We start from the raw sequence: 21,714 nt of genomic DNA on the forward strand, positions 1-21,714 counted from the left end.
TCAGCCGCCCTGGCCGTGCTGGGCAAACGGCTCGGTGGTGCCATCGTTGCGCACCAGTTCAACGGTGTACGGCTGCACGTAGCCGTCCGGCATTTCCATGCCCGGCGAGCCGGCCGGCATGCCCGGCAACACCAGGCCGCGCGCGGCCGGCCGCTCCGCCAGCAGTCGCTTGATGTCTTCGGCCGGGATATGGCCTTCAACCACGTAGCCACCGATCTCGGCGGTGTGGCAGGACGCCTTGCCGACCGGCACACCCAGCCGGACCTTGATCGGGTTCATGTCATCGGTATCGCGAACATCCACCTGGAAGCCTTCGGCCTTCAGGTGGTCGACCCAGATGCCGCAGCAGCCACAGCTGGCGGTCTTGTGCACGATGGCAATGGGCAGTGCCGGATCCACCTGCGACGGGCTGGCCTTGATCGGTGCCGCCGGGGCTTGGCTGGCAACCGGTGCGGCAGGCGATTCTTCAGCTGCACGTGCGCAGGCGGTGCTGACCAGCACGGTGCCCAGCAGCAGGCCGAGGGAGAGAGAACGGTTCATGGTGTTGATTCCTTTGCAGATGCGGGCAACGCGGCCCGCAGCCTGCGCATCGAAGGCACAGGCAGAGTCGAGAATGAGTCGAGCAGCTACGGCAGGCGCTTGAGGCCTGCAGGGAATCACACGATGGGAGGCCGTAGCGGATCCGGCAACGGCGGCGGTGCGCGTTGCTGGGCGCTGGCTGGTAAAGGTGCCTCACGCCAGGGTGACGCCGGCGTTCCGCTCAGGGTGGCCAGCATGCCGACGCTGGCCGGCGGGCATTCGCACTCATTGCTCTGGCAGACCGTAGATGCTGCCTCGTCGCAGCATCCGGCCATGGCAGCGGAATGCGGTGCGGCGCAATGCTCCGCGTTGGACTGCGCCGCGTACGAGGATGAGGCAACCGCAAGCGCCGGTGCATTCAGCACCAGGGCAAGGAGAAGCATCCATCGCAGCAGCAGGCCAGGCAGGTTCACCCGACAATGATAGCCGATGCGCCGGTCACGCAATCGCCGCCACCATTGCGCTCATCCGCACCGGGATCGACTTGGCCGCTGGGGTACCGCTGACCCGGTCGTAGTAGTCCAGCGGCAACAACGGGTTCAGTTCCGGGTAGTAACCGGCCAGCGCGCCGCGCGGCATCGGGTAGTCCAGCACGGTCAGGCCCTCGATGCGCCGCTGCACTCCGTCGCCACTGATCGTCTCCAGGCAGACCAACGCCTCCTTCTCCAGCCCGCGCGCCAGCCGGTCCTCGATGTTCATGAACAGCACCATGCGGTCGTTGTACACGCCGCGGTAGCGGTCGTTGTAGCTGTAGATGGTGGTGTTGTACTGGTCGTGCGAGCGCACCGTGGCCAACCGCAGCATCCCGGGATCGTCCACCGGCGCGTCCACGTCCAGGCCTGGCATCACCAGGATGTTGGCCTTGCCGTTGGGCGTGGGCCACACCCGGCGGCGCGGCGGAATGTCCAGGTGGAAGCCGTGCGGCTGCTGGATCCGCTCGTTGAAGCCGGTGTAGATCTCCGGATACACCGCCGCAATCAGCTCGCGGATGGGTGCGTAGTCATGCATGCACCCCGCCCAGTCGACCTTGCTGTGCGGCAATGTTGCCAGCGCCATGCGACAGACGATCTCGACCTCCGGGAGCACGTCCGTGCTGACCGGCTCGAGCACGCCGCGCGAAGCGGTCACGTTCGACATCGCGTCCTCGATGGTGACGAACTGCTCGCCGGCAGGCGTGACGATGCGCTCCGAACGCGCGACTACCGGCAGGATCAAGGCATCGCGGCCGTGCACCAGGTGACCGCGATTGAGCTTGGTGGCGATGCCCACCGTCAGCTCCAGGCCGCGCATGGCTTCGTACGCGCGCGGCGTATCGGGCACGGCGTGGATGAAGTTGCCGCCCATACCGATGAACACCTTGGCGCTGCCGTCCAGCATCGCCTCGATGGATTCGACCACGTGATGACCGTGCTCGCGCGGCGGATCGAAGCCGAATACCTGCTGCACGCGGTCCAGATAGGCCGGCTTGGGTTTCTCGTCGATGCCGACGGTACGGTCGCCCTGCACGTTGGAATGGCCACGGATCGGCCCGATGCCGGCACCGGGCTTGCCGAAGTTGCCACGCAGCAACAGCAGGTTGGCCACCTGCTGCAGCAGGGTCGAACCATACTGATGCTGGGTCAGGCCCATGCCATAGCAGATCACCGTGGCCTTGGAGCGGATGTAGATCTCGGCGCAGCGGCGGATCTGCGCCTGGGTGATGCCGGAGACCTCCACGATCTCGTCCCAGTCCTGCGCCAGCACGTCTTCGCGTAGCGCCTCCAGGCCCACCGTGTGTTCTGACAGGAACTCATGGTCAAGCACGCGCTCGCCCTGCGCTTCGCGCTCGAACATCACCTTCATCATGCCCTTGATCAGGGCCAGGTCGCCGCCGATGCGGATGTGCACGAACTCACTGGTGATCTCGGTCGAACCGAACGTGGCCATCTGCACCATGTCCTGCGGTTCGGCGAAACGGATCAGCGCACGCTCGGGCATCGGGTTGACCGCCACGATCGGGATGCCGCGTTTGCGCGCCTCGACCAGGTTGCTCATCATCCGCGGCGAGTTGGTGCCGGTGTTCTGGCCGATCACGAAGATCGCCTCAGCGTGCTCGAAATCCTGCAGCACGATGGTGCCCTTGCCCACGCCGATGGCCGGCGGCAGGCCGCGACTGGTCGGCTCGTGGCACATGTTCGAGCAGTCCGGGAAATTGTTGGTGCCGAACTCGCGCACGAAGATCGAATACAGGAACGCGGCTTCGTTGGGCGTGCGGCCGGAGGTGTAGAACTCAGCCTGGTGCGGGCTGTCCAGCGCCTGCAGATGACGGCCAATCAAGGCAAACGCCTCGTCCCAGCTGCACGGAACGTAATGATCGGTGGACGCGTCGTAGCGCATCGGCTCGGTCAGCCGGCCCTGCATCTCCAGCCAGTAGTCGGTCTGCGCCATCAGCTCGGTGACCGTGTGCTGGGCGAACAGCTCGCGGCCAGCACGGAACTGGGTGGCTTCCCAGGCCAGCGCCTTGGCACCGTTCTCGCAGAATTCCAGTTTCTTGCGCTCGTCGGCATCGGGGAACGCACAGCTGGGGCACTTGAAGCCACCGGGCTGGTTCATCGCCAGCAGCGCCTTCGAGCCCTTGCCGATCACACTCTGCTGCAACAGCACCTTGGCCGTGGCGCCGGCGGCACCCCAGCCACCGGCCGGCTGGTTGTAGGGCTTGTAACGCGGCGGCTTCTGCTCGGACATGTTCGGGAACCTGGCGGGAGGAGCACAACAATCAACGGCGCGGGATGGGCCGGATACGGCGTCTGGAGCGCGGCCAGCCCCGCAGTCAAGCACGGACAAGGCCGCTTCGCCAGAGGCAAACGCTGTTTTCAGCGCAGCCTGCCATGGCAACGGTTACACCCGCGTCAGCGCCCGGCCACTGCGCTATTCTCGAAGCCGTGGGTGGTCCACCACCTGCGTATTTCCCTTGCCCGGACGCGCTGCATGCCTGACTCGACCCCGCCGCACACCCCGCCTGCCGGCACGGCCCAGCGCCCGTTGCAGCGCTGGCGCAGCGAGGGGCACCAGCAGCAGGTCGACGTGGTGGCCGAGGAAGTGCCGGTTGCACTGCGCTACAACGGCGCCGCCTTCGCAGTGATGATGGCCACGCCCTGCGACCTGGAAGACTTCGCGCTGGGATTCTCGCTCAGCGAGGGGCTGATCACTACGCCCTCGCAGCTGCTGTCGATTGAGGTCCGCCCGCAGCTGGAGGGCATCGAACTGCAGATGACCGTTTCCGAAGACGCACCCGGTGCCGATCTGGATCCGGCCAATGGCCGCCTGCTGCCCGGTCGCGGTGGCTGCGGCCTGTGCGGCACGCGCCAGCTGGAGGATGTGCTGCGCCCGCTGCCGCAGATCCGCGAGCGCCGCACCTATCCTCATGCCGCGTTGCAGCGGGCGCTGGCCACGCTGGCGCAGCATCAGCCGATGAATGCGGTGAGTGGATCGACGCACGCCGCGGCCTGGGCCGATGCCAGCGGGCGGATTGGCTGGGTGCGCGAGGATGTGGGCCGTCACAATGCGTTGGACAAACTGATCGGCGCCCTGCATCACAACGAGCACGCCATCGACGGTGGGTTGCTGGTGATTTCCAGCCGCGCCAGCTATGAGATGGTCAGCAAGGCGATACGTGCGGGTGCCAGCGTGCTGGCAGCGGTGTCTGCGCCGACCGCGCTGGCGATCGACCTGGCCCGCAGTGCCGGACTGTGCCTGGTCGGATTCGCGCGGGAGAGCGGGTTCAATGTGTATACGCACCCCGAGCGGCTGCAGGCGGACGACAGGTAGCGCCGACCACCCCGTCTGCTCCCTTTCGACCGGCCCGGGCGGCCCATTGCCACCCGGGCTAGACCGTACCTCAGCGCAGCGCCACCTTCGGGAAGTCCACCGGCACGTCGAACGCCACGTTGACGTAGTTGGTGAACAGGTTGAGCGCCACATGGGCGAGGATCTCGACGATCTGCTCGTCATCGAAGCCGGCTGCGCGCAACGCCTGCACATCACTGTCGGCGATCTGCGCACGTTGCTCGACCACCTTCAGCGCGAAGTCGAGCGCCGCCGAAGTGGCCGGATCGCTGGACTGGCCGATCTGCGCGGCAGCCATCTGCTCGCTGCTGGCGCCGGCCTTGCGACCCAGCGCCGTGTGCGCGGCCAGGCAGTATTCGCAGGCATTGCGGTTGGCGATGGCGACGGCGATCTGCTCGCCCAGCAGCGGCGACAGGCGACCGCCGCCCAGTGCGCCGAACGAGCCCCACATGCTCTGCAGGGCGGCCGGCGAATTGGCCACCGCGCGGAACATGGCCGGGGTGGCACCGAAGGCGGCGTGGACCTGGCCCAGCAGGGCCTGGCGGTCGGCGGTGGTGTTGGCGGCATCGATCAGGGGGACACGGGACATGGTGGATCTCCTTGGGAAAGCGCCCGGGATTGGACGACCCGCTCATCCTAGGTAGACTTATTGGACGAATAAGGCCGTATCAGCCACATCTTTTGTCCATACGTCCATGAGCATTTCCCTCGACACCACCGCGCCCGACCGCCTCTCCTCTCTGCTGGAACGCTTCCGGGTGCAGGCCGCGCTGTTCCACAGCGGTCCGCTGTGCGGGCGCCATGTCTTCGAGCCGCAGCCCGGTCGTGCGTTCCTGCACATCCTGCGCCAGGGTGAGATGGAGGTCCGCCATCCCGATGGCGATACCGCGCTGCCTCGGTTGAAGATCGACACCCCGAGCCTGCTGCTGTACCCGCAGCCGCTGCATCATGTGTTCTTCAATGCGCCGCTGGATGGCCCGGACTTCACCTGCGCCACACTCGACTTCGATGGCGGCGCGCGCAATCCCATCGTGCAGTCGCTACCGCCGGTGATGGTGGTGCCGCTGGCCGCGATCAGCGAACTGGACGACACCCTGCATCTGCTGTTCACCGAGGCCGACCGCCAACGCTGCGGTTCGCGGCTGCTGACCAACCGGCTGTTCGAGGTGGCGTTGATCCAGATCCTGCGCTGGGTGGTCGATCATCCCGATGCGGCCGGGGTCAGCCACGGGCTGATGCGCGGGCTGTCCGACGCGCGGCTGGCACGCACGCTGGTGGCGATGCACCAGGCGCCGCAGGACGAATGGACGCTGCCGCGCATGGCGTCGACCGCCGGCATGTCGCGCAGCGCGTTCGCAGCCGTGTTCAAGGATGTGATGCAGGCGACGCCGGCAAGCTATCTGCTCGACTGGCGGCTGAGCCTGGCCTGCGCGCAGCTGCGGGCAGGTGTGGCGGTCAAGCAGGTGGCGATCGAGGTGGGGTTTGCCGATACCGCGTCGTTGTCGAAGGCGTTCCGCAAGCGGTTGGGGGCGTCGCCCAGGGCGTGGTTGGCGGCGACCGCAGCACAGGCTGGGTAAATGGAGAGGGGTAGAGTCGACCGCTGGTCGACTATCGCGCGCAGCGCGGGATTTTCGTGAGCAGCCGACCAGCGGTCGGCTCTACCAAGAGCAACGTCCCCGCGTCGGTCGACGGCTCAGCTGGACGTTCCATCGTTCTTCGCCAGCAGCCCGGCGATGCGTTCGGCCACCTGGGCGCGCACGCTTTCATCCAGCTGCCCTTCGTACATCGCCTCGTAGATCCACAGGCCATCGGCGGCCAGCCGCGCCACGAAGTTGTCGAGTGCGGCCGGGTCATTCTGTCCGGCCGACGGCGGCAACGGTGCCCAGCGCCGCACAGCCGGTCCCCACGGACGCTCGTCGGCGTCCGGGTCGGCCGATTCGAGCATGAACATCAGCTCGGCGCGGGTGGCGCTCTGCGCCGAGACGCGCACGAAGGTCTGGTAGCGCTCCAGCGCCGTGGCCTCACCTGCGGTCTTGCCCAGCAGCGTTTCCATCGACGTCTCCCAGGCCTGCACCAGATGCTCGTCGATGCCGCGCAGCAGCGACTCGCGCGACGGGAAGTGGTACAGCAGGCCGCCGCGGGTCAGCTTGGCCTCGGCCGCCACCGACTCGAAGGTCACCGCGCGCACGCCGTCACGATTGATCACGTTGACGGCGGCGTCGAGGATGCGGTCGCGCTTGCTGGTTCTCATCGCGTCATTTTACGCGATCGGCCGCACCCTCGCGGCCACCGACGCGCCCCCGCAGCAGGCGCGCGATGATCGCCGCACCCACTGCCAGCACCACCGTGATCACCAGCAGCACGATCTGGTAGCCACGGTCATATGCGGCCGCAGCCAGCGCGAACCACTCGCCCTGCCCGCTTTCGCGTGCGGCATGCAGCGCCTGCGTGAAGCCCTCTCGGGCAAGCTCGGGCATGTCCGCCGAGACCGGCAGGAAGGCACCGTACATTGCCGCACTCAGGCTGCCCAGCATCGCCACCGCGAGCAGGCCACCAAACTCGTAGGACACCTCTTCCACCGACGAGGCCATGCCCGCGCGGTGCGCCGGTACGTTGTTGAGGATGGCAGTGGACGCCACCGAGATGGCCGAGCCCATGCCGAAACCGGTGATCGCCATGCCCGCCACCACCCAGCCGAGGCCGTGCGGGAAGCCGAACGCCACAACACCGACACCCACGGCGCCAGCCGCCAGGCCACCACAGATCAGCGGACGCAGGCCCACGCGGTGCAGGATGCTGCCGCCCAGCAGTGCACTCGGCAGGCTGCCCAGCGCCGCCACCGATACCAGCAGGCCTGCCTGCAGCGGCGTGAAGCCCGCCACCAGCTGGAAACGCTGGGTGGTAACCAGCTGCAGGCCAGCCATCGCGAACAAGGTGAATACCGCCGACAGCGTGCCGGCAAGGAACGCCGGATTGCGGAAGATCGCGAAGTCCAGCAACGGGTACGGCAACTGCCGCTGGCGACGTGCAAACGCCGCGCCGCTGATGACGGCCAGCAGCAGCGCACCGGCACCCAGCGCATACGACGGCGGCGTGGCGATCAGCGACTTGATCGCCAGCACCAGGCCGGACAGCGCCGCCAATGCCAGCAACGAAGACACCAGGTCCCACGGCCGCGAGGTATCGCGCTGGCCTTCCGGTGCCAGCAGCAGGGTAGCGACGAAGGCCACCACCACCACCGGCACGTTGATCAGGAACACCGAGCCCCACCAGAAGTGCTGCAGCAGCCAGCCGCCGATGATCGGACCCAGCGCTGCACCGACGATGGCCACCGAGCCCCAGATCGCGATGGCAATGTTGCGCTCGCGCTCTTCGTGGAAGCTCAGGCCGATCAACGCCAACGTGGCCGGCATCATCGCGGCCGCGCCGATCGCCAGGAACGCGCGCGCGGCAATCAGCTGCGCCGCTGTACCAGCGAACGCCGCTGCCAGCGAGGCGATGCCGAACACCACCAGGCCGATCAGGAACATGCGGCGGTGGCCGATGCGGTCGCCCAGCGTGCCCGCGCCGAGCAGCAGGCCGGCCATCACCAGCGGATAGGCGTTGATGATCCACAGCGCCTGGCCGGCACTGGCCGAGAGTTCCTCGGTGAGGGTGGGCAGTGCGGTGTAGAGCACGGAGTTGTCGAGCGTAACCAGCAGCAGGCCGGCGGCGACGGTGAACAGCAGCGCCCAGCGACGGGCACGCGACAGGGCCGGAGCACCGGCCAGGGGCTGGGACAAAGCCATGGGAGAACCTGGTGGGATGGAGTACGGCCATAACTATACCGGATGTCCTGTATAGTTATGATCTTCGGAATCCACCAGTTCAGGGTCTGTAGGGGCAAGTCTGCTTGGCTGAACCGCCAGCCAGGCATGGCCTGGCTCTACTGGTAAACGCTTATCGGCAGTCTTCCGGCAGCGCGGCAATCGCCGACACCACCGCACCCTGCATGCCCTGCCCCACGGCCATGTCCAGTTCCCCGCCCGTTGCCCCATGCTGGCGCCGCAGTTCGTCCTCGCACAGCCCGCGCACCCGCGCACGGGCATTGGCGCGCAGGCTGCTGCACCGCCAATCGGTGCCCCCCAGCGGCAGTACCGAATACACCACGCTGTTGCAGGCATTCCCTGCGCGTTGCTGCAACGACAGGCCGCCGAAATCCCGCGGCTCACTGCTGCGCTGCGGGTCGAAGTAGCTGTCCGGGAAGGTGCGCGCGTACTGTTCGATGTCCACCTGCATGCTGCGCCCGCCGGCCAACGGCATCTGCAGCGGCTGGCCACAGCGCGTGGCGTCGGCACGATGCTGGATGTACTGGTAGATCGGCCGGTCCAGCGTTGGATCCTGCTGGGTCACCGCACTGACCGCCGCCAACACCGGCAACGATGCACGATTGGCCATGCGCGCCAGCAGCCCCGTCTGTGCCGGCTGGCAGCGGTCGCGCAACGTTGCCGCCAGCAGGAACAGCACATCATTGCGAAAGGCGTGGTCTTCGCCGAGGCGTTGTTCGATGCGCTGGCTGGCATCGGTCGCGGGTGCCGGGAAGGCGATCGCCGGTGGCTCGGTCACGTCGACGCGCAGGTGCCACCACACCAGCAACACCACGCTGGTGACCAACACGCCCGCAACGATGATCCAACGCGTGCGCATCAATTGTGGATCGCCGTCAGTGTCGCCGCAGCCGCGTCGTAGGACGCGCTGGCGATATCCGCATCGAAGCGCTTGACCTGCAGGCGGCCGGCAAGCCGGTACGGGTCCCACAGGTCTCCCAGTGCGATCGGCGTGGCCAGGGTCACATGGATGATCTGGTTCGGTGGCGGTGGCGGCACATGGATGCAGGCCCCGTAGAACGGCACGAACAGCAGTTCATCCACCAGCCCGGCGTCGTTGGTGCCCAGCGGCACCACGTAGCCATCCAGATCCACCGCGCGACCGTCGACAGCGTCGACCACGCGCGAAGAGCCGAACTGCTTGGCACGATCCGGACTGGAATGGTCGATCTCCTGCCCCGGTGGCGTGCCCGAGCCGGTGTCGTCGATCAGCCCGCCGACCCCGTCCATGCCGTTGCGTGACAGGCCGATCTGCGGCGGCGGACGCTGGTAGGTCACTTCGTCGGGCCGCAGCGCATCCCAGCGATCGATGGGCGCTTCGGTCGTGGCCTGCCGCGCAGCGCCTGGTACTGTGCTGAGGGCCTTAGCGTCCCCACCTGCCTGCGTACACCCCAGCAAGCCCAGGCAACACGCTAGTCCGATCATGACACTACGGTTCATACGGCCTCAGCTGCGCATCGCGCATGGTATAGGCGGAGCCGGCCAGATCATCGTCCAGCCGTTCTGCACGCAGGGTACCGGCCAGGAAGAACGGCGAATACATGTCCGGCATATCGATCGGGCGCGGCAGCACCACGTGCACGATCTGGTTCGGCGGTGGCGGCGGCACATGGATGCAGGCACCGTAGTACGGCACGAACAGGAATTCGGTCAGCCGCCCGTCCTGCGCGTTGGCCAGCGGCACCACGTAACCCGGCAAGCGCACCGGCCGCTGCAATACGGTGTCCACGGTGCGGAACGTACCGAACTGCGGCATGCGCCGGTTGCCGTTGTGCTCCACCTCCGGGCCCTCGCCGCGCTCCAGCGCCGCCAGTTCTTCCTTCGGCATCATCTGCAACCAGTCCAGTTCCTGTTCCTCGGCAGCTGCCGGGGCATCGCGATCGATCACCGGCGACGGTGTCAGCGCCTGCACGCCGGTATCGACCGGGCGTTCGCAGGCGGTCAGCACCAGCAGGATTGGCAACAGCGGCAACCAGCGCATGCTCAGCCCCCGGGTGACAGGCCATCGGCCAGCGTGCGCCGATAGGCCAGCAGCGCCGGGACCAGGCCGGCCACCGCGCTGATCGCCAGCACACCCGCGACCCACGCCAGTTCGCGGCCATCCGGCCAGATGTGGGTGATCGACAGGCCGAAGTTGGCCAGCGCCCAGCCACGCCCGGCCAGGCTGGCCACCACCAGTGCGGCCAGTGCGAGCACGCAGGCAAGCGCGCTGGTCGCTACCGCCTCCACCACCAGCAGGCTGGCGATATAGCCCGGGCGTGCACCGATGGCACGCAGCACCGCCATCTCGCGCCGGCGCTCCTGCAGGGTCGAGACCAGCAGCGCCACCAGCGAGACCATGCCCAGCAGCACCACCATCGCGCTGATCAGCTGCAGAGCCCGCTCGGCCGTGCCCAGTGACTGCCACAGCTGCTGCAGGGTCACGCCGGGCAGGATCGCCAGCATCGCCTCATCCGGATACTCGTTGATCCTGCGCTGTACCGAGAACGTGGCAATGCGCGAGTTCAGCCCGAGCATGAAGGCGGTGATGCTGGTCGGGGTCAGGTCCAGGTGGCGCGCCTGCTCGGCGCTGACGCTCTGGCTGCGCAGCTGCACGCCGGAGCGCCAGTCGACATGGATCGCCTCGATGGCCGGCAGCGAGACCAGCACCGACGAATCGACCGGCGTGCCGGTGCGCTGCAGGATGCCAGCCACACGGAACGGCTTGTCGGCATGCGTGGCCAGCGTGACCGCGCCGGTGCCATGGGCCAGCACGATCTCGTCGCCGATGCCGACCTTCTGCGCGTGCGCCACCTCTGCGCCGATCACGGCGTCGTACAGGTCGTCGAACGGCCGCCCATGTGCAAACGCCAGCGCATGTCCCGCGCCGTAACGATAGTGCTCGAAGTAGCCGCCACTGGTGCCGACCACCCGATAGCCGCGCCACGAATCGCCCAGCGACAGTGGCACCGCCCACTTCACCTGCGGCAGCGAGGACAGCTCCTGGTAGGACTGCCAGGACACGTTGTTGGTCGGGTCGCCGATGTGGAACACCGAATACAGCAGCAGGTTCACCGGCCCGGAGCGGGCACCGACGATCAGGTCCGTGCCTGAAACGGTGCTGGCGAAACCTTCATGCGCCTGCGTGCGCACGCGCTCAACACCGAGCAGCAGCACCACGCTGAGGGTGATCACCAGCACGGTGAGGCTGACGCTCAATGCGCGGCTGCGCAGGCTGGCCCAGGCAAGTTCAAGCATGGGTGCAACCTGCGTGATTGATCTGCGACAACGCGATGGTGCGGTCGAACAAGGGCTGCAGGCATTCATCGTGGCTGACCACCAGAACCGTGGTACCGGCGGCCCGGCACTGTGCGGACATCAGCTGCAGGAAGGCGGTCGCGGCTTGGCGATCCAGCGCCGAAGTCGGCTCGTCAGCCAGCAGTACTGCGGGGCGGCCGATCAGGGCGCGTGCGGCCGCCACGCGTTGTTGCTGGCCAACACTGAGCGTACCCGCGCGCCGCTGCATCAGCTCGGGATTGAGCTGCAGGGCCTGCAGCAGGCGGGCGATCTCGGCATCCAGCGGCCCACTGATGCGCGCGCTGCGCAGGCGCGAAAAGCGCAGGCCCAACGCGATGTTGTCGCGTACGCTGAGAAACGGCAGCAGATTGAACTGCTGGAAGATCACGCCCAGGTGATCGGCACGGAAACGATCCCGCGCCGCACCTCCCATGCCCTGCAACGCCTGGCCGGCCACCTCGACACGGCCCTTGCCGGGCAGCAGCACACCCGCCAGCAGGCCCAGCAGGGTGCTTTTGCCACCGCCACTGATTCCGCGCAGCAACACGCTGCTGCCCTGCTCGATCCACAACTTCGGAATGTCCAGCACCAGCCGCATGTCGTAGCCGAACTGCACGTCTTCCAACGCAATCACCGGTGCTGCGCTCACGGAGCCAGCACCACGCGCAGATTGTCCGGGGTCAGCACACTGCGGTTCTGGCCACTTGCGGTTGCGCTGTTGACGATGACTTCGTGCAGGCCGGGGAACAGCACGGGAAGGCGTAAGACGATGGCGCGCAGCTCGGCAGGTTTGGCACAGTGGTACTGCAGCGTTGCGCTGAAACCTGCGTGCCGATGCTGCCCTGGCGGCGGCGCGGCGGCCGTCGCGTCGAAGCCGTCTGCATCGGCTTTACCGCTGGCCAGACGGCAGCCTGCCGCGGTGGGCAAAGTAACCCAGCTGCCCCCCCTCAGCACTGCCGTAGCCCGTGCCAGCGCGGCCTGCTCGGCTGCATCGGCCGGCGGTCGCTCGAAATCAAGAATGCCGATGCCCGGCGCCTGCAGGGCGAACTCCAGCGTTCCCTGATCGAGTGCGAGATCAACAGTGGCCTGGCCGTGCACGTGTGGCGCGTGCTGGCGGACATCGTGTGCCTGGGCCGCGTTGGCGGCCAGCAGCAGGAAAAGAGCAGCAGGAAGCTTCATGGGGGAGACTCCAATTGTTACTATGTAACATAATGGACCACATCCCCCCGACCCCCGCAAGGGCTCTGGCCCAGCCGCCAACTTCGGCACGCTGGCATCCCCGTTTCGATCTGGCCGGCGCCTGGCTGTCACTGGCCTGCGCCGCCCATTGCATCGCCCTGCCCCTGCTGCTGGCCTTCGTGCCGGCGGCAATGATGGCGCTGCGCTCGTTCCAGCACCCCGGCCACGGCGTGATGACGCTGCTGTTGATGATGTCGCGCTGGGAATGGTTGTTCGCATTGATGGCCTCGACGCTGGCGCTGGCCAGTACCACGGCCGGGCTGTACCGGCATGGGCGCTGGCTGCCGGTGCGGCTGGCCGTGGTTGGCACGGTCCTGCTGGTGTCGGCGTCGCTGTACCTGCCGTTGAAGGAATCGCTGCTCTGGCATGGTGTGGCCACCGCCTGCGGTGGCGTGCTGCTGGCATGCGCGCACATCGGCAACCGGCGGGCATTGCACGGCCCACGGTAGCGCCGGGCCATGCCCGGCGGGGTGCCGCCATCCACGCTTGGCGTAGATCTACCGTGGATTCGTCAGAAGCGGTACCCCACTTCCGCGCCGAAGATCCGCGGGCTGTCCACCGGTCCGTAGTAGTTGCCGTCGCGGCCGAAGGCCAGGTTGTCGAAGATCAGGCCATTGATGCGGCGCTTGTTGGTCAGGTTCTGCACGAACACCCGCGCGCTCCACGGCCCGGTCTCGTAGCCCAGCTGCGCACCGAGCACGGCCACTGCGGGCTGGAACGCGCGGTTGCGTTCATCCAGTGCACTGGAGCCGGTGAACTGCGATTCCAGCCGTGCATGGATGCCGGAGTCGAACTGATAGCGCGCCGCCAGATAGCCAGTGTAGTGAGGGGTCAGCTTGACCCGCTTGCCATCCAGGTTCTGGTCCACGCTGACCCACAGCTTGGTGTACTTCGCATCGACGTAGCCCACATTCGCCATCAGGGTGAAACCCGGCAGCACTTCAAACACGCCCTCCAGCTCGGCACCACGCGAACGGATCGAGGCATCCGAACCTACGTAGTCCGACGAGATCGGGCGGCCGTTGCCATCGGTGGCAACCTGGATCTCCTGCCAGTTGTCCGAGGTGATGTGGAACAGCGCGCCGCCGATGTGGCCACGACCGCCGGCCAGGTTCATCTTGAAGCCCAGCTCATGGCTCCACATGCGCTCGGACTCGTAGCGCAGCACCTTGTCGTTGACCACATCGCTCTGCGCCGCAGCCAGATTGAAGCCACCCGGAATGTAGCCCTTGGCCGAGGCCGCGTAGAAGGACAGGTCGTCAGTGGCGTCGTAGCGCAGCGACAGCCGCGGCAGCGTGGCCGAGAAGGTATGCGCCAGCGCGGCATCGCGGTACAGCACGCGGCCACCGGCGCCCAGATCCAGCGCACCGGCACGCTGTTCGGTGGAGCGCCGTGCCTGCTCATGGCGCAGGCCGGCGCTGGCCGTCAGCTTCGGCACCGCCGGGAAGGTATAGCTGGCGGTGGCGAAGACGCTGTAGTCCTCGCCCTTGGAGGTCTGCCGCGGTGCCAGGTTGTAGCTGTCCAGCCCGTGCAGCGCCGGGCCGACGAAGGTGCCGAGGATCGAATCCTTGCTGTTGCGGTAGGTCGACACACCGGCCATCCAGGTCAACGCCTGGTCGCTGGGCGAGCTGAAGCGCGCCTCGGCCGTCCATTCCTTCTTCCTGTCGTAGATGCGGCCGGCCAATGCCGGGCTGTTGGTCATGTCGAAGTCGTAGCCGGCCGAGGTCACCTCCTCGTCCCGCCAGGAAGCGGCCACGTCCAGCGTGCCGGCCTGCAGCTGCCATTGCGCACTGAGGCCGGCCACCGTTTCGTCCTTTTCGGTGCGCTTGGGGGCATCGTTGATGTAGGTGAAGTCACCGGCACGGCGGCCGCCATTGAGCGATGTGCCGTAGGTGCGGTTGTAGAGGCCGGTATCCAGCGGCAGGTATTCATACTCGAACATGCCCGGCGCGCGGGTGCGCAGGTGGTAGGCCAGCGCGTTCACCGAAACGTAATCGCTCGGCTGCCAGCGCAGCTTGCCCTGCAGGTAGCCTTCGCCGACCTTGCCGCGCGCACCGGAAGGTGTGAGGTTCTTCAGGTATGCATCCTCGTCGGAGCCCATGAATGCCACCGAGCCGGACAGGCTGCCCGTCTTGTTCAGCGGCCCTGCCAGGAAGCCATCGAGAGCGGTGCCATTGCCGTTGCCGAACCAGGTGCTGCGCACATTGATCTCGCCCTCGCGTGCATCAGCCGGGCCGCGTGTGCGCACCAGTACCAGGCCGGATTCGCTGTTGGCGCCGTACAGCGTGCCCTGCGGGCCACGCAGCACCTCCACCGACTCGACCTGGTTGAGCACGGCATTGCTCAGCTCGCGGAACGGAATGCCATCGATGTAGACCGAGGCACGATTGACCAGGAATGGATTGGACTCGATGCCGCGGATCGAGATGAACATGTTGCTGAGCTGGCCCATCGCATTGAACTTGACGTTCGGCGCGAGCTTGTCGAGGTCACGGAACTCGGTGACGCCGGCTTCTTTCAGGGCCTGCCTGTCGAGCACCGTCACCGACAGATCGCTCTTCAGGTAAGGGGTATCGCGCTTGGAACCGGTGACGCGGACACCGTCGAGCGTGGCCGGGTCAGCCTGCTGGGCAAGGGCGGGCAAGGCAGGAACGAGCAGGGATGCTGCGATGAGCGCGGCAGCAGGCGTGGACGACTTCAAAGCGGGAACCTCGACGGATGGAGTGACGGACGCGCGGGCGGCGGCAGCGCAGGACAAGAATGTTATCCTGTAACATTCGCATCCTGCCGCCACTCCATTTCCGGCAGCGCCGCTCCATTCCCGGATCCGTGATGCCCGCCCTCGCCGACCAGCTGCTGCAGGAAACCCGGTCGCAGGCCCCTGCGGCCTACGCCAGCGACGATGGTGCGGTGGTGCTGCTGCGTCATCGCTTCGATGCCAGCGAAGGTGAGATGGGACATCCGCAGCAACTGCGCCTGGGCCTGGCCGTGGGCGGCGGCGGTCGGCTGCAGCAGCGCACCCTCAGCGGTCTTCTGCAGGCGCCGTGGCGGCCCGGCCAGTTCAATCTGGTGCTGCCGGGAGACACCGGCACCTATGCCAGCCCCGCGGTCGATCTGCTCGGCATCGCCATCGATACCCACCTGCATCCGCAGGATCCGCAGCAGTTGCAACAGCTGCAGCCGCTGGCGGCGCGGCTGCACCACGACCCGGTGATTACTTCGGTGCTGCAGGCGCTGTGGTGCAGCGCGCAGGCTGATGTTTGCCTGCCCGGCTTCCTCGAGCATGGCGCGCAGGTGCTGCTGCACCGCCTGGGTCAGCTTGCCGGGCTTGCCTGCACGGAACGCGGCAGGGACACGGCACTGTCCACGCGGCGGCTGCAGCAGCTAGAGGCCTACATCGATGCACAGCACGGCCAGCCTCTTGAGGTCGCACAGTTGGCCGCTGCGGTGCAGATGGAACCGTCCACGTTCGGTCGAGCGCTGCGCGCCGCCACCGGCCTGCCGCCCTATGCGTTCCTGACCCGACGCCGCATGCGATGGGCACGCGGGGCACTGGCCCAGGGATGCAGCGTCACCGAGGTTGCGCTGGCCAGTGGCTACGCCAATCCCAGCAAGTTCAGCGCGGCCTTCCGGCGTGTGGTCGGTTGTTCGCCGTCAGCATGGATCGCGCAGTCACGGGCCCGGTAGTGCCGGCCGCCAACATTACGAACTGGTAATGTCCAGGTCAGGGCCTCGAAAGGCGGTGGACGTCACCCTGCAGGCCACTTCCTCATCGGTGATCCGCATATGACCCGCTCCCTGTTCCGCGTCGCCCCGCTCGCCCTGCTGCTGTCCGGCCTTTCGGCCGCGCCGCTGGCGCTGGCCCATCCCAGCCTGGTGCGTTCGACGCCAGCGGCCGATGCCACCGTGGCCCCGGCCAGCCAGATCGAGCTGCAGTTCAGTGAGAAGGTGATGCCGCGTGCCACCCGCATCGAACTGAGCATGGACCACGGCCGCATGAAGATGGCGATGCCAACCACGGCGCAGGAGATCTCCGAGGACGGCCACACCCTGCGCGCGCGCTTTGCCAAGCCGCTGCCCGCCGGCAGTTACGCGCTGCAGTGGCGCGCGGTCGGCCAGGACAGCCATCCGATCACCGGCACCTACCGCTTCACCGTGAAGTAAGGCCATCGCTGTGGCCGAGCTTTCGCCATACGCGCTGCGGCTGGCGCTGTATCTGGCCCTGATGCTGCTGTTCGGGCGGATGCTGTTCGTCCGCCCCGGACTGCCGCGTAGCGTCTCGCTGGCCCTCGTTCTGGTGGCACTGGTGCTGGTCGGCATCGATGTGGTCACCCGATTGTCCGGCGTGCTTGGCATATCACCGGTCGACATCGATGGCGAGACAGCGCGCTGGTTTCTTACCGGTACGCCGGTGGGCGAGGCGGGACTGCTGCGCATCCTGGCCCTGCTGGCAATGCTGCCGCTGCTGGCAGTCAATCGCCCGGTACAGGGCCTGCGCCGCCCCGCACTGCTGGCACTCTCGACGGTGACCCTGGCCAGCCTCGCCTGGAACGGCCACGCCGCTGCTGGCGATGGGGTCGCTGGCCGGCTGCGTCTTGCTGCCGGCATCGTGCACCTGCTGGCGGCCGGTGCCTGGATCGGTGCGATCGCCGCCATCGTACAGTTGGCACTGCGGCGGCAAGGGCCGAGCCTGCGCGAGCGCACCCACGAACTATGGCAGGCCGCGCACGGCTTCGCCCTGCCCGGCACGATCATCGTCGCCCTGCTGGCGATGACCGGCACCTATACCTATGTCGATCTCGGCGGTTCCATACAGACCCTGACCGGCGCCGCGCATGGACGCTGGCTGCTGCTCAAGCTGGCACTGGTGGGTGGCATGCTGGGCCTGGCCGCGCTGCATCGCTGGCGGCTGGTGCCGGCGCTGGCGGTCTCCATCCGGGGTGGCTGGCAGCCCAGGCCGCTGCGTTCACTGCGCCACAGCCTGGCCTGCGAATCGGTACTGGCGCTGCTGGTGCTGGCCTGTGTCGCGATTCTCGGCACGCTGGATCCGCTGGCATGAGACTGCGCAGCCAGCCCACGCCCAAGCTGCGATGATGGGCGCACCATGAAACTGCTGATCGTCGAAGACGAACCCAAGACCGGCAACTACCTGCGCCAGGGCCTGATCGAGGCCGGCTACGTGGTCGATCTCGCCTGCAACGGCGTCGACGGGCTGCACCTGGCCGGTAGCGGCGAGTACCAGCTGGTCATTCTCGATGTGATGCTGCCCGGTCTGGATGGCTGGAATGTGCTGTCGCGGCTGCGCGAGGCCGGCTGGCAGGTGCCGGTACTGTTCCTGACCGCGCGCAGCAGCATCGCCGACCGCGTGCAGGGCCTGGAGCTTGGGGCCGATGATTACCTGGGCAAGCCGTTCGCCTTCGCCGAGCTGCTGGCACGCGTGCGCACGCTGCTGCGCCGTGGCCAGGCGCTGCCGCAGGCCGAACGCATCGTCATCGCCGACCTGGTGGTGGATACCCAGCGCCGCCGGGTGGAGCGTGGCGGCCAGCGCATCGCGCTCAGCCAGAAGGAGTACACCCTGCTGGAACTTCTGGCGCGGCGGCGCGGTGAAGTACTGCCGCGCTCGTTGATCGCCTCGCAGGTGTGGGACATGAACTTCGACAGCGACACCAATGTCATCGATGTGGCGATCCGCCGCCTGCGCGCCAAGATCGACGATGATTTCGACGCCAAGCTGATCGTCACTGTGCGCGGCATGGGCTACGTGCTCGAAGCTCCAGACGACGGCGCTGTAAGCAACGGATGAGCCTGCGCCGTTCCATCGCGGTGCGGCTGACGCTGCTGTTCGCCATCGTGGCCACGCTGGTGCTGGCCGCATTGGGCGTGGCCATCTATGTCAGCGCCCGCCATGACCTTGTTGCCCAGGACTTCATCGAACTGGAGAACAAGGTTGCGTTGATCCGCGATATTGCTGGCAATGGGCCCGCCGCCGCAGGCGGCCCGCGGTTGGCAGAGGCGCTCAGCCATCATCCCGATATCGCCTTCCACATCGTCAATGGCCACGGAGCCGTGCTGTTCTCGACCGCACCTGCACTGCTGCGCGAGCACGCACGCAGCCAGCCCATCGATACCACCCCGCGTCGGCACGACTGGATTCTCGATGATGGTCGCTGCATGCATGCCCTGCACCTGCGGCAGACCCTGGCCGACGGCAGCCAGCTGGTCACCCTGCTGGCCATCGATGACGACCGACATGCCGATTTCCTGCAGCGCTTCCGCCATCTTCTGGCGATCGCCATCATCGGCGCCGCCGTGGCCAGCAGCCTGCTCGGCGGCTACGTAGTGCGACGCACGCTGCGACCGCTGCGCACGTTGGCCGATGAAGCCCGGCAGATCACCGCCGGTCGATTGCAGCGCCGTCTGAGCGCGCGCACGGCACCGGCCGAACTGGAACAGCTGGCACAGACACTCAACGGCATGCTGGCGCGCCTGCAGCAGGACTTCGCGCGCCTGACCGAGTTCTCTGGTGATCTGGCCCATGAGCTGCGCACGCCGATCACCAACATGCTGACCCAGGTACAGGTGGTGCTGGCCCACCCGCGCAGCAACGAAGCCTACCGCGAGACGCTGGCGTCGTGTGCCGAGGAGCTGCAGCAGTTGGCGCAGACCGTGGGTGACCTGCTGTATCTGGCGCAGGCCGAGGCACCGGGCGCGCTGCCCTCGCGCGAGCCGGTGGCGCTGGATGCGGTGGTGGATTCTCTGCTGGAGTTCTACGACCTGCTGGCCGAGGACCGGCAGTTGACCCTGTGCCGCGAAGGGGTGGCGAGCATGGAAGGCAACCGCTTGATGCTGCACCGGGCGATTGCCAACCTGCTGTCCAACGCGTTGAAGTACGCAGCCGTGGGCAGCGAAGTGCGGGTGCGGCTGGTCGAGGCCGATGGCGTGTGCAGGGTCAGCGTGCACAACCTTGGCACGCCGATCGCCGCCGAAGCGCTGCCACGCCTGTTCGATCGCTTCTACCGCGGCGAACGTGGCCGCCACGAAGGTGCCGGACTGGGCCTGGCGATCACCCGCGCGATTGCACAGGCGCACGGCGGCAGCGTGAGTGTTGTGTCGGATGACACCGGCACCCTGTTCGAGCTGGTGCTGCCGAGCGTGGCCGCACGGTAGTGCCGGCCACCCAATCGATGAACACCCGCAGCCGCGGCGATGGCGTGCGGTTGCGCGGGTAGACCAGGCTCAGTGGACTCGGCGTCGGCGGCGTCTCGGGCAACAGCTCCACCAACTGCCCGCGCGCGATGTACGGGTCCATCCGGTAACGCGGCGCCTGGATGATACCGAGGCCCGCCAGCGCGGCACCAAGGAACGCGTCCGCGCCGGACACACGCACCCGCGCCGGCAGCGGCACGTAGCGCACCTGCCCACCCTGCTGGAACTCAAGCGGAATCAGCTGGCCGGTGGCGCTGGAGCGATAGCCGACCATCTAGTGGCCTTGCTCCAATGATTCGATGGTCTCGGGCACACCGTGCGCCTGCACATAACCCGGTGCGGCCACCGTAACTTCCCGCAGCATGGTCAACCGCCGCGCCGCCAGATCGCTGTCGGCCAGCGTCCCCACCCGCAACGCCGCATCCACGCCTTCGCGCAGCAGGTCGACATAGCGGTCGCCTTCGCTGACCTCCAGTTCGATCTCGGGGTAATGCTGCAGGAAGTCCGGCAGATGCGGAAACAACAGATGCCGGCCCAGTGTGCCATGCACTTCAATGCGCAGCGGGCCACGCGGCGGCACGTCACGGAACGCGGCTTCGGCATCGTCCATGTCGGCGATCAGGCGCAGGCAACGCCCATAGAACGCCTCGCCTTCCAGGGTGGGCACCACCAGCCGCGTGGTCCGGTGCAGCAGGCGCACGCCCAGCCGATTCTCCAGCGCCTTGATCGCATCGGTCACCGTGGCCCGCGGCAGGCCGAGGTCCTCGGAGGCACGGGTGAAGCTGCGGCGCTCGACGATACGGACGAAGGCACGCATGGCCGTGAATCGGTCCATTGTTCGGCAATCCGGATTATGTTGGCGGATTATGCATGATTATCCGAACTGATGAGATGGCGAAGATGGCACTGCGCCAGTCCGGCGCGCCCTGCTGGAACCAACCATGCCCACCTCCTCCGCCCGCCGCATCGCCCTGGTCACCGGTGGTTCCCGCGGCATCGGTGCCGCCATTTCCCGGCGGCTCGCCGCCGATGGCCATGCCGTGGCGATCAACTATGCCGGCCGCCGCGATGATGCCGAGGCACTGGCCGCCGAACTCATGGCCACTGGTGCGCAGGCCATCGCGCTGCAGGCCGATGTGGCCGACCCGCAGGCGGTGCGCCAGCTGTTCGACGCCATCGAGGCGCGCTTCGGCGGTATCGACGTGGTGGTCAACAGTGCCGGCGTGCTGCAGTTGGCACCGCTGGCCGACAGCGATGACGCGTTGTTCGAGCGGGTGATCGGCATCAACCTCAAGGGCGCGTTCAACGTGCTGCGCGAAAGTGCACGACGGGTGCGCGACGGCGGCCGCCTGATCAGCCTGTCCACCAGCGTGGTCGGCATCAGGCTGGAGAACTACAGCGTGTACGCGGCCAGCAAGGCGGCGGTGGAAACGATGGCAGCGATCCTCAGCAAGGAGCTGCGTGGGCGCAACATCACGGTGAACACGGTGGCCCCCGGCCCGACCGCCACCGACCTGTTTCTGGAGGGCAAGTCACCGGAACTGATCGAGCGGTTGGCGAAGATGAATCCCCTGGAGCGGCTCGGTACGCCGGAGGACATCGCCGGTGCGGTGGCCTTCCTGGCCGGTGCCGATGGCGGGTGGATCAACGGCCAGGTGCTGCGCGCCAATGGCGGGATGGTGTAGGTAGTCGCCCACCTTGGTGGGCGCGTCGCCGCGTGCCC

General features: G+C 67.3%; 21 protein-coding genes and 1 pseudogene. 9 read left to right on the forward strand and 13 right to left on the reverse strand.

The window, feature by feature from the left end:
• Together N7573_RS01600 and N7573_RS01605 are read right to left on the reverse strand one after the other, a co-directional pair.
• On the reverse strand, positions 1-540 hold the full coding sequence (locus N7573_RS01600; RefSeq protein WP_279912143.1) for a DUF411 domain-containing protein: 540 nt from the start codon (positions 538-540) through the stop codon (positions 1-3).
• 477 nt (positions 541-1,017) lie between these two features.
• Positions 1,018-3,303 (reverse strand): FdhF/YdeP family oxidoreductase, encoded by a 2,286-nt coding sequence (locus tag N7573_RS01605; protein ID WP_279912144.1) that lies wholly within the window; start codon positions 3,301-3,303, stop codon positions 1,018-1,020.
• Positions 3,304-3,546: 243 nt separating this feature from the next.
• Here N7573_RS01605 and fdhD point away from each other — a divergent pair, with 243 nt between their 5' ends.
• Positions 3,547-4,386 (forward strand): formate dehydrogenase accessory sulfurtransferase FdhD, encoded by an 840-nt coding sequence (gene fdhD, locus N7573_RS01610; RefSeq protein ID WP_153675775.1) that lies wholly within the window; start codon positions 3,547-3,549, stop codon positions 4,384-4,386.
• A 70-nt stretch (positions 4,387-4,456) separates the two neighbouring features.
• Here the strand turns inward: fdhD and N7573_RS01615 are convergent, their stop codons facing one another.
• Positions 4,457-4,993: a peroxidase-related enzyme gene (locus N7573_RS01615; RefSeq protein WP_032129465.1), complete on the reverse strand. Its 537-nt coding sequence runs from the start codon at positions 4,991-4,993 to the stop codon at positions 4,457-4,459.
• Positions 4,994-5,099: 106 nt separating this feature from the next.
• Here N7573_RS01615 and N7573_RS01620 point away from each other — a divergent pair, with 106 nt between their 5' ends.
• Positions 5,100-5,981: an AraC family transcriptional regulator gene (locus N7573_RS01620; protein WP_279912145.1), complete on the forward strand. Its 882-nt coding sequence runs from the start codon at positions 5,100-5,102 to the stop codon at positions 5,979-5,981.
• A gap of 116 nt (positions 5,982-6,097) precedes the next feature.
• On the opposite strand, the gene N7573_RS01625 is transcribed toward N7573_RS01620, so the two are convergent.
• From N7573_RS01625 to N7573_RS01660, 8 genes are all read right to left on the reverse strand, one after another.
• Entirely contained in the window at positions 6,098-6,655 is a 558-nt protein-coding gene (locus tag N7573_RS01625) for a TetR/AcrR family transcriptional regulator (RefSeq protein ID WP_279912146.1), read from the reverse strand.
• Positions 6,656-6,659: 4 nt separating this feature from the next.
• Positions 6,660-8,192, reverse strand: coding sequence for an MFS transporter (locus N7573_RS01630; protein ID WP_279912147.1), 1,533 nt, complete (start codon positions 8,190-8,192; stop codon positions 6,660-6,662).
• Between the two features lie 151 nt (positions 8,193-8,343).
• A complete protein-coding gene (locus tag N7573_RS01635) occupies positions 8,344-9,090 on the reverse strand; it encodes a hypothetical protein (protein WP_279912148.1) in 747 nt (248 codons plus the stop codon).
• Complete coding sequence (locus N7573_RS01640; RefSeq protein ID WP_279912149.1) at positions 9,090-9,710, reverse strand: DUF3299 domain-containing protein; 621 nt, start codon at positions 9,708-9,710, stop codon at positions 9,090-9,092. Before N7573_RS01640 ends, N7573_RS01635 begins: the two co-directional genes overlap by 1 nt.
• Complete coding sequence (locus N7573_RS01645) at positions 9,700-10,251, reverse strand: DUF3299 domain-containing protein (RefSeq protein WP_279912150.1); 552 nt, start codon at positions 10,249-10,251, stop codon at positions 9,700-9,702. Before N7573_RS01645 ends, N7573_RS01640 begins: the two co-directional genes overlap by 11 nt.
• Positions 10,252-10,253: 2 nt before the next feature.
• Entirely contained in the window at positions 10,254-11,507 is a 1,254-nt protein-coding gene (locus N7573_RS01650; protein WP_049399730.1) for an ABC transporter permease, read from the reverse strand.
• The gene (locus tag N7573_RS01655; RefSeq protein ID WP_277778333.1) at positions 11,500-12,195 is read right to left on the reverse strand and encodes an ATP-binding cassette domain-containing protein; all 696 of its coding nucleotides are present in this window, start codon (positions 12,193-12,195) and stop codon (positions 11,500-11,502) included. The genes N7573_RS01650 and N7573_RS01655 overlap by 8 nt, the downstream gene beginning before the upstream one ends.
• The gene (locus N7573_RS01660) at positions 12,192-12,725 is read right to left on the reverse strand and encodes a DUF2796 domain-containing protein (RefSeq protein ID WP_277778332.1); all 534 of its coding nucleotides are present in this window, start codon (positions 12,723-12,725) and stop codon (positions 12,192-12,194) included. The genes N7573_RS01655 and N7573_RS01660 overlap by 4 nt, the downstream gene beginning before the upstream one ends.
• 32 nt (positions 12,726-12,757) lie before the next feature.
• Here N7573_RS01660 and N7573_RS01665 point away from each other — a divergent pair, with 32 nt between their 5' ends.
• Complete coding sequence (locus N7573_RS01665) at positions 12,758-13,234, forward strand: MerC domain-containing protein (RefSeq protein WP_279912151.1); 477 nt, start codon at positions 12,758-12,760, stop codon at positions 13,232-13,234.
• A 62-nt stretch (positions 13,235-13,296) separates the two neighbouring features.
• On the opposite strand, the gene N7573_RS01670 is transcribed toward N7573_RS01665, so the two are convergent.
• The gene (locus N7573_RS01670) at positions 13,297-15,429 is read right to left on the reverse strand and encodes a TonB-dependent receptor (RefSeq protein ID WP_279912152.1); all 2,133 of its coding nucleotides are present in this window, start codon (positions 15,427-15,429) and stop codon (positions 13,297-13,299) included.
• Positions 15,430-15,617: 188 nt separating this feature from the next.
• Here N7573_RS01670 and N7573_RS01675 point away from each other — a divergent pair, with 188 nt between their 5' ends.
• The 5 genes from N7573_RS01675 (at position 15,618) to N7573_RS01695 (ending at position 19,952) form a co-directional block, all read left to right on the forward strand.
• On the forward strand, positions 15,618-16,472 hold the full coding sequence (locus tag N7573_RS01675; protein ID WP_279912153.1) for an AraC family transcriptional regulator: 855 nt from the start codon (positions 15,618-15,620) through the stop codon (positions 16,470-16,472).
• A gap of 99 nt (positions 16,473-16,571) precedes the next feature.
• The gene (gene copC / locus N7573_RS01680; protein WP_049399735.1) at positions 16,572-16,949 is read left to right on the forward strand and encodes a copper homeostasis periplasmic binding protein CopC; all 378 of its coding nucleotides are present in this window, start codon (positions 16,572-16,574) and stop codon (positions 16,947-16,949) included.
• A 10-nt stretch (positions 16,950-16,959) separates the two neighbouring features.
• On the forward strand, positions 16,960-17,844 hold the full coding sequence (gene copD, locus N7573_RS01685; protein WP_279912154.1) for a copper homeostasis membrane protein CopD: 885 nt from the start codon (positions 16,960-16,962) through the stop codon (positions 17,842-17,844).
• Positions 17,845-17,889: 45 nt separating this feature from the next.
• Positions 17,890-18,588, forward strand: coding sequence for a heavy metal response regulator transcription factor (locus tag N7573_RS01690; protein ID WP_277778327.1), 699 nt, complete (start codon positions 17,890-17,892; stop codon positions 18,586-18,588).
• The gene (locus tag N7573_RS01695; RefSeq protein WP_279912155.1) at positions 18,585-19,952 is read left to right on the forward strand and encodes a heavy metal sensor histidine kinase; all 1,368 of its coding nucleotides are present in this window, start codon (positions 18,585-18,587) and stop codon (positions 19,950-19,952) included. The genes N7573_RS01690 and N7573_RS01695 overlap by 4 nt, the downstream gene beginning before the upstream one ends.
• Here N7573_RS01695 and N7573_RS01700 read toward each other — a convergent pair.
• A pseudogene (locus N7573_RS01700) lies at positions 19,849-20,826 on the reverse strand (LysR family transcriptional regulator). The gene N7573_RS01695 and the pseudogene N7573_RS01700 sit on opposite strands and share 104 nt — an antisense overlap.
• A gap of 106 nt (positions 20,827-20,932) precedes the next feature.
• Here N7573_RS01700 and N7573_RS01705 point away from each other — a divergent pair.
• Positions 20,933-21,676 (forward strand): SDR family oxidoreductase, encoded by a 744-nt coding sequence (locus N7573_RS01705; RefSeq protein ID WP_279943066.1) that lies wholly within the window; start codon positions 20,933-20,935, stop codon positions 21,674-21,676.
• Positions 21,677-21,714 lie beyond the last annotated feature (38 nt).

Origin of the sequence: Stenotrophomonas sp. GD04054, assembly GCF_029836955.1 — a bacterium.
Lineage (GTDB): Bacteria > Pseudomonadota > Gammaproteobacteria > Xanthomonadales > Xanthomonadaceae > Stenotrophomonas > Stenotrophomonas maltophilia_A.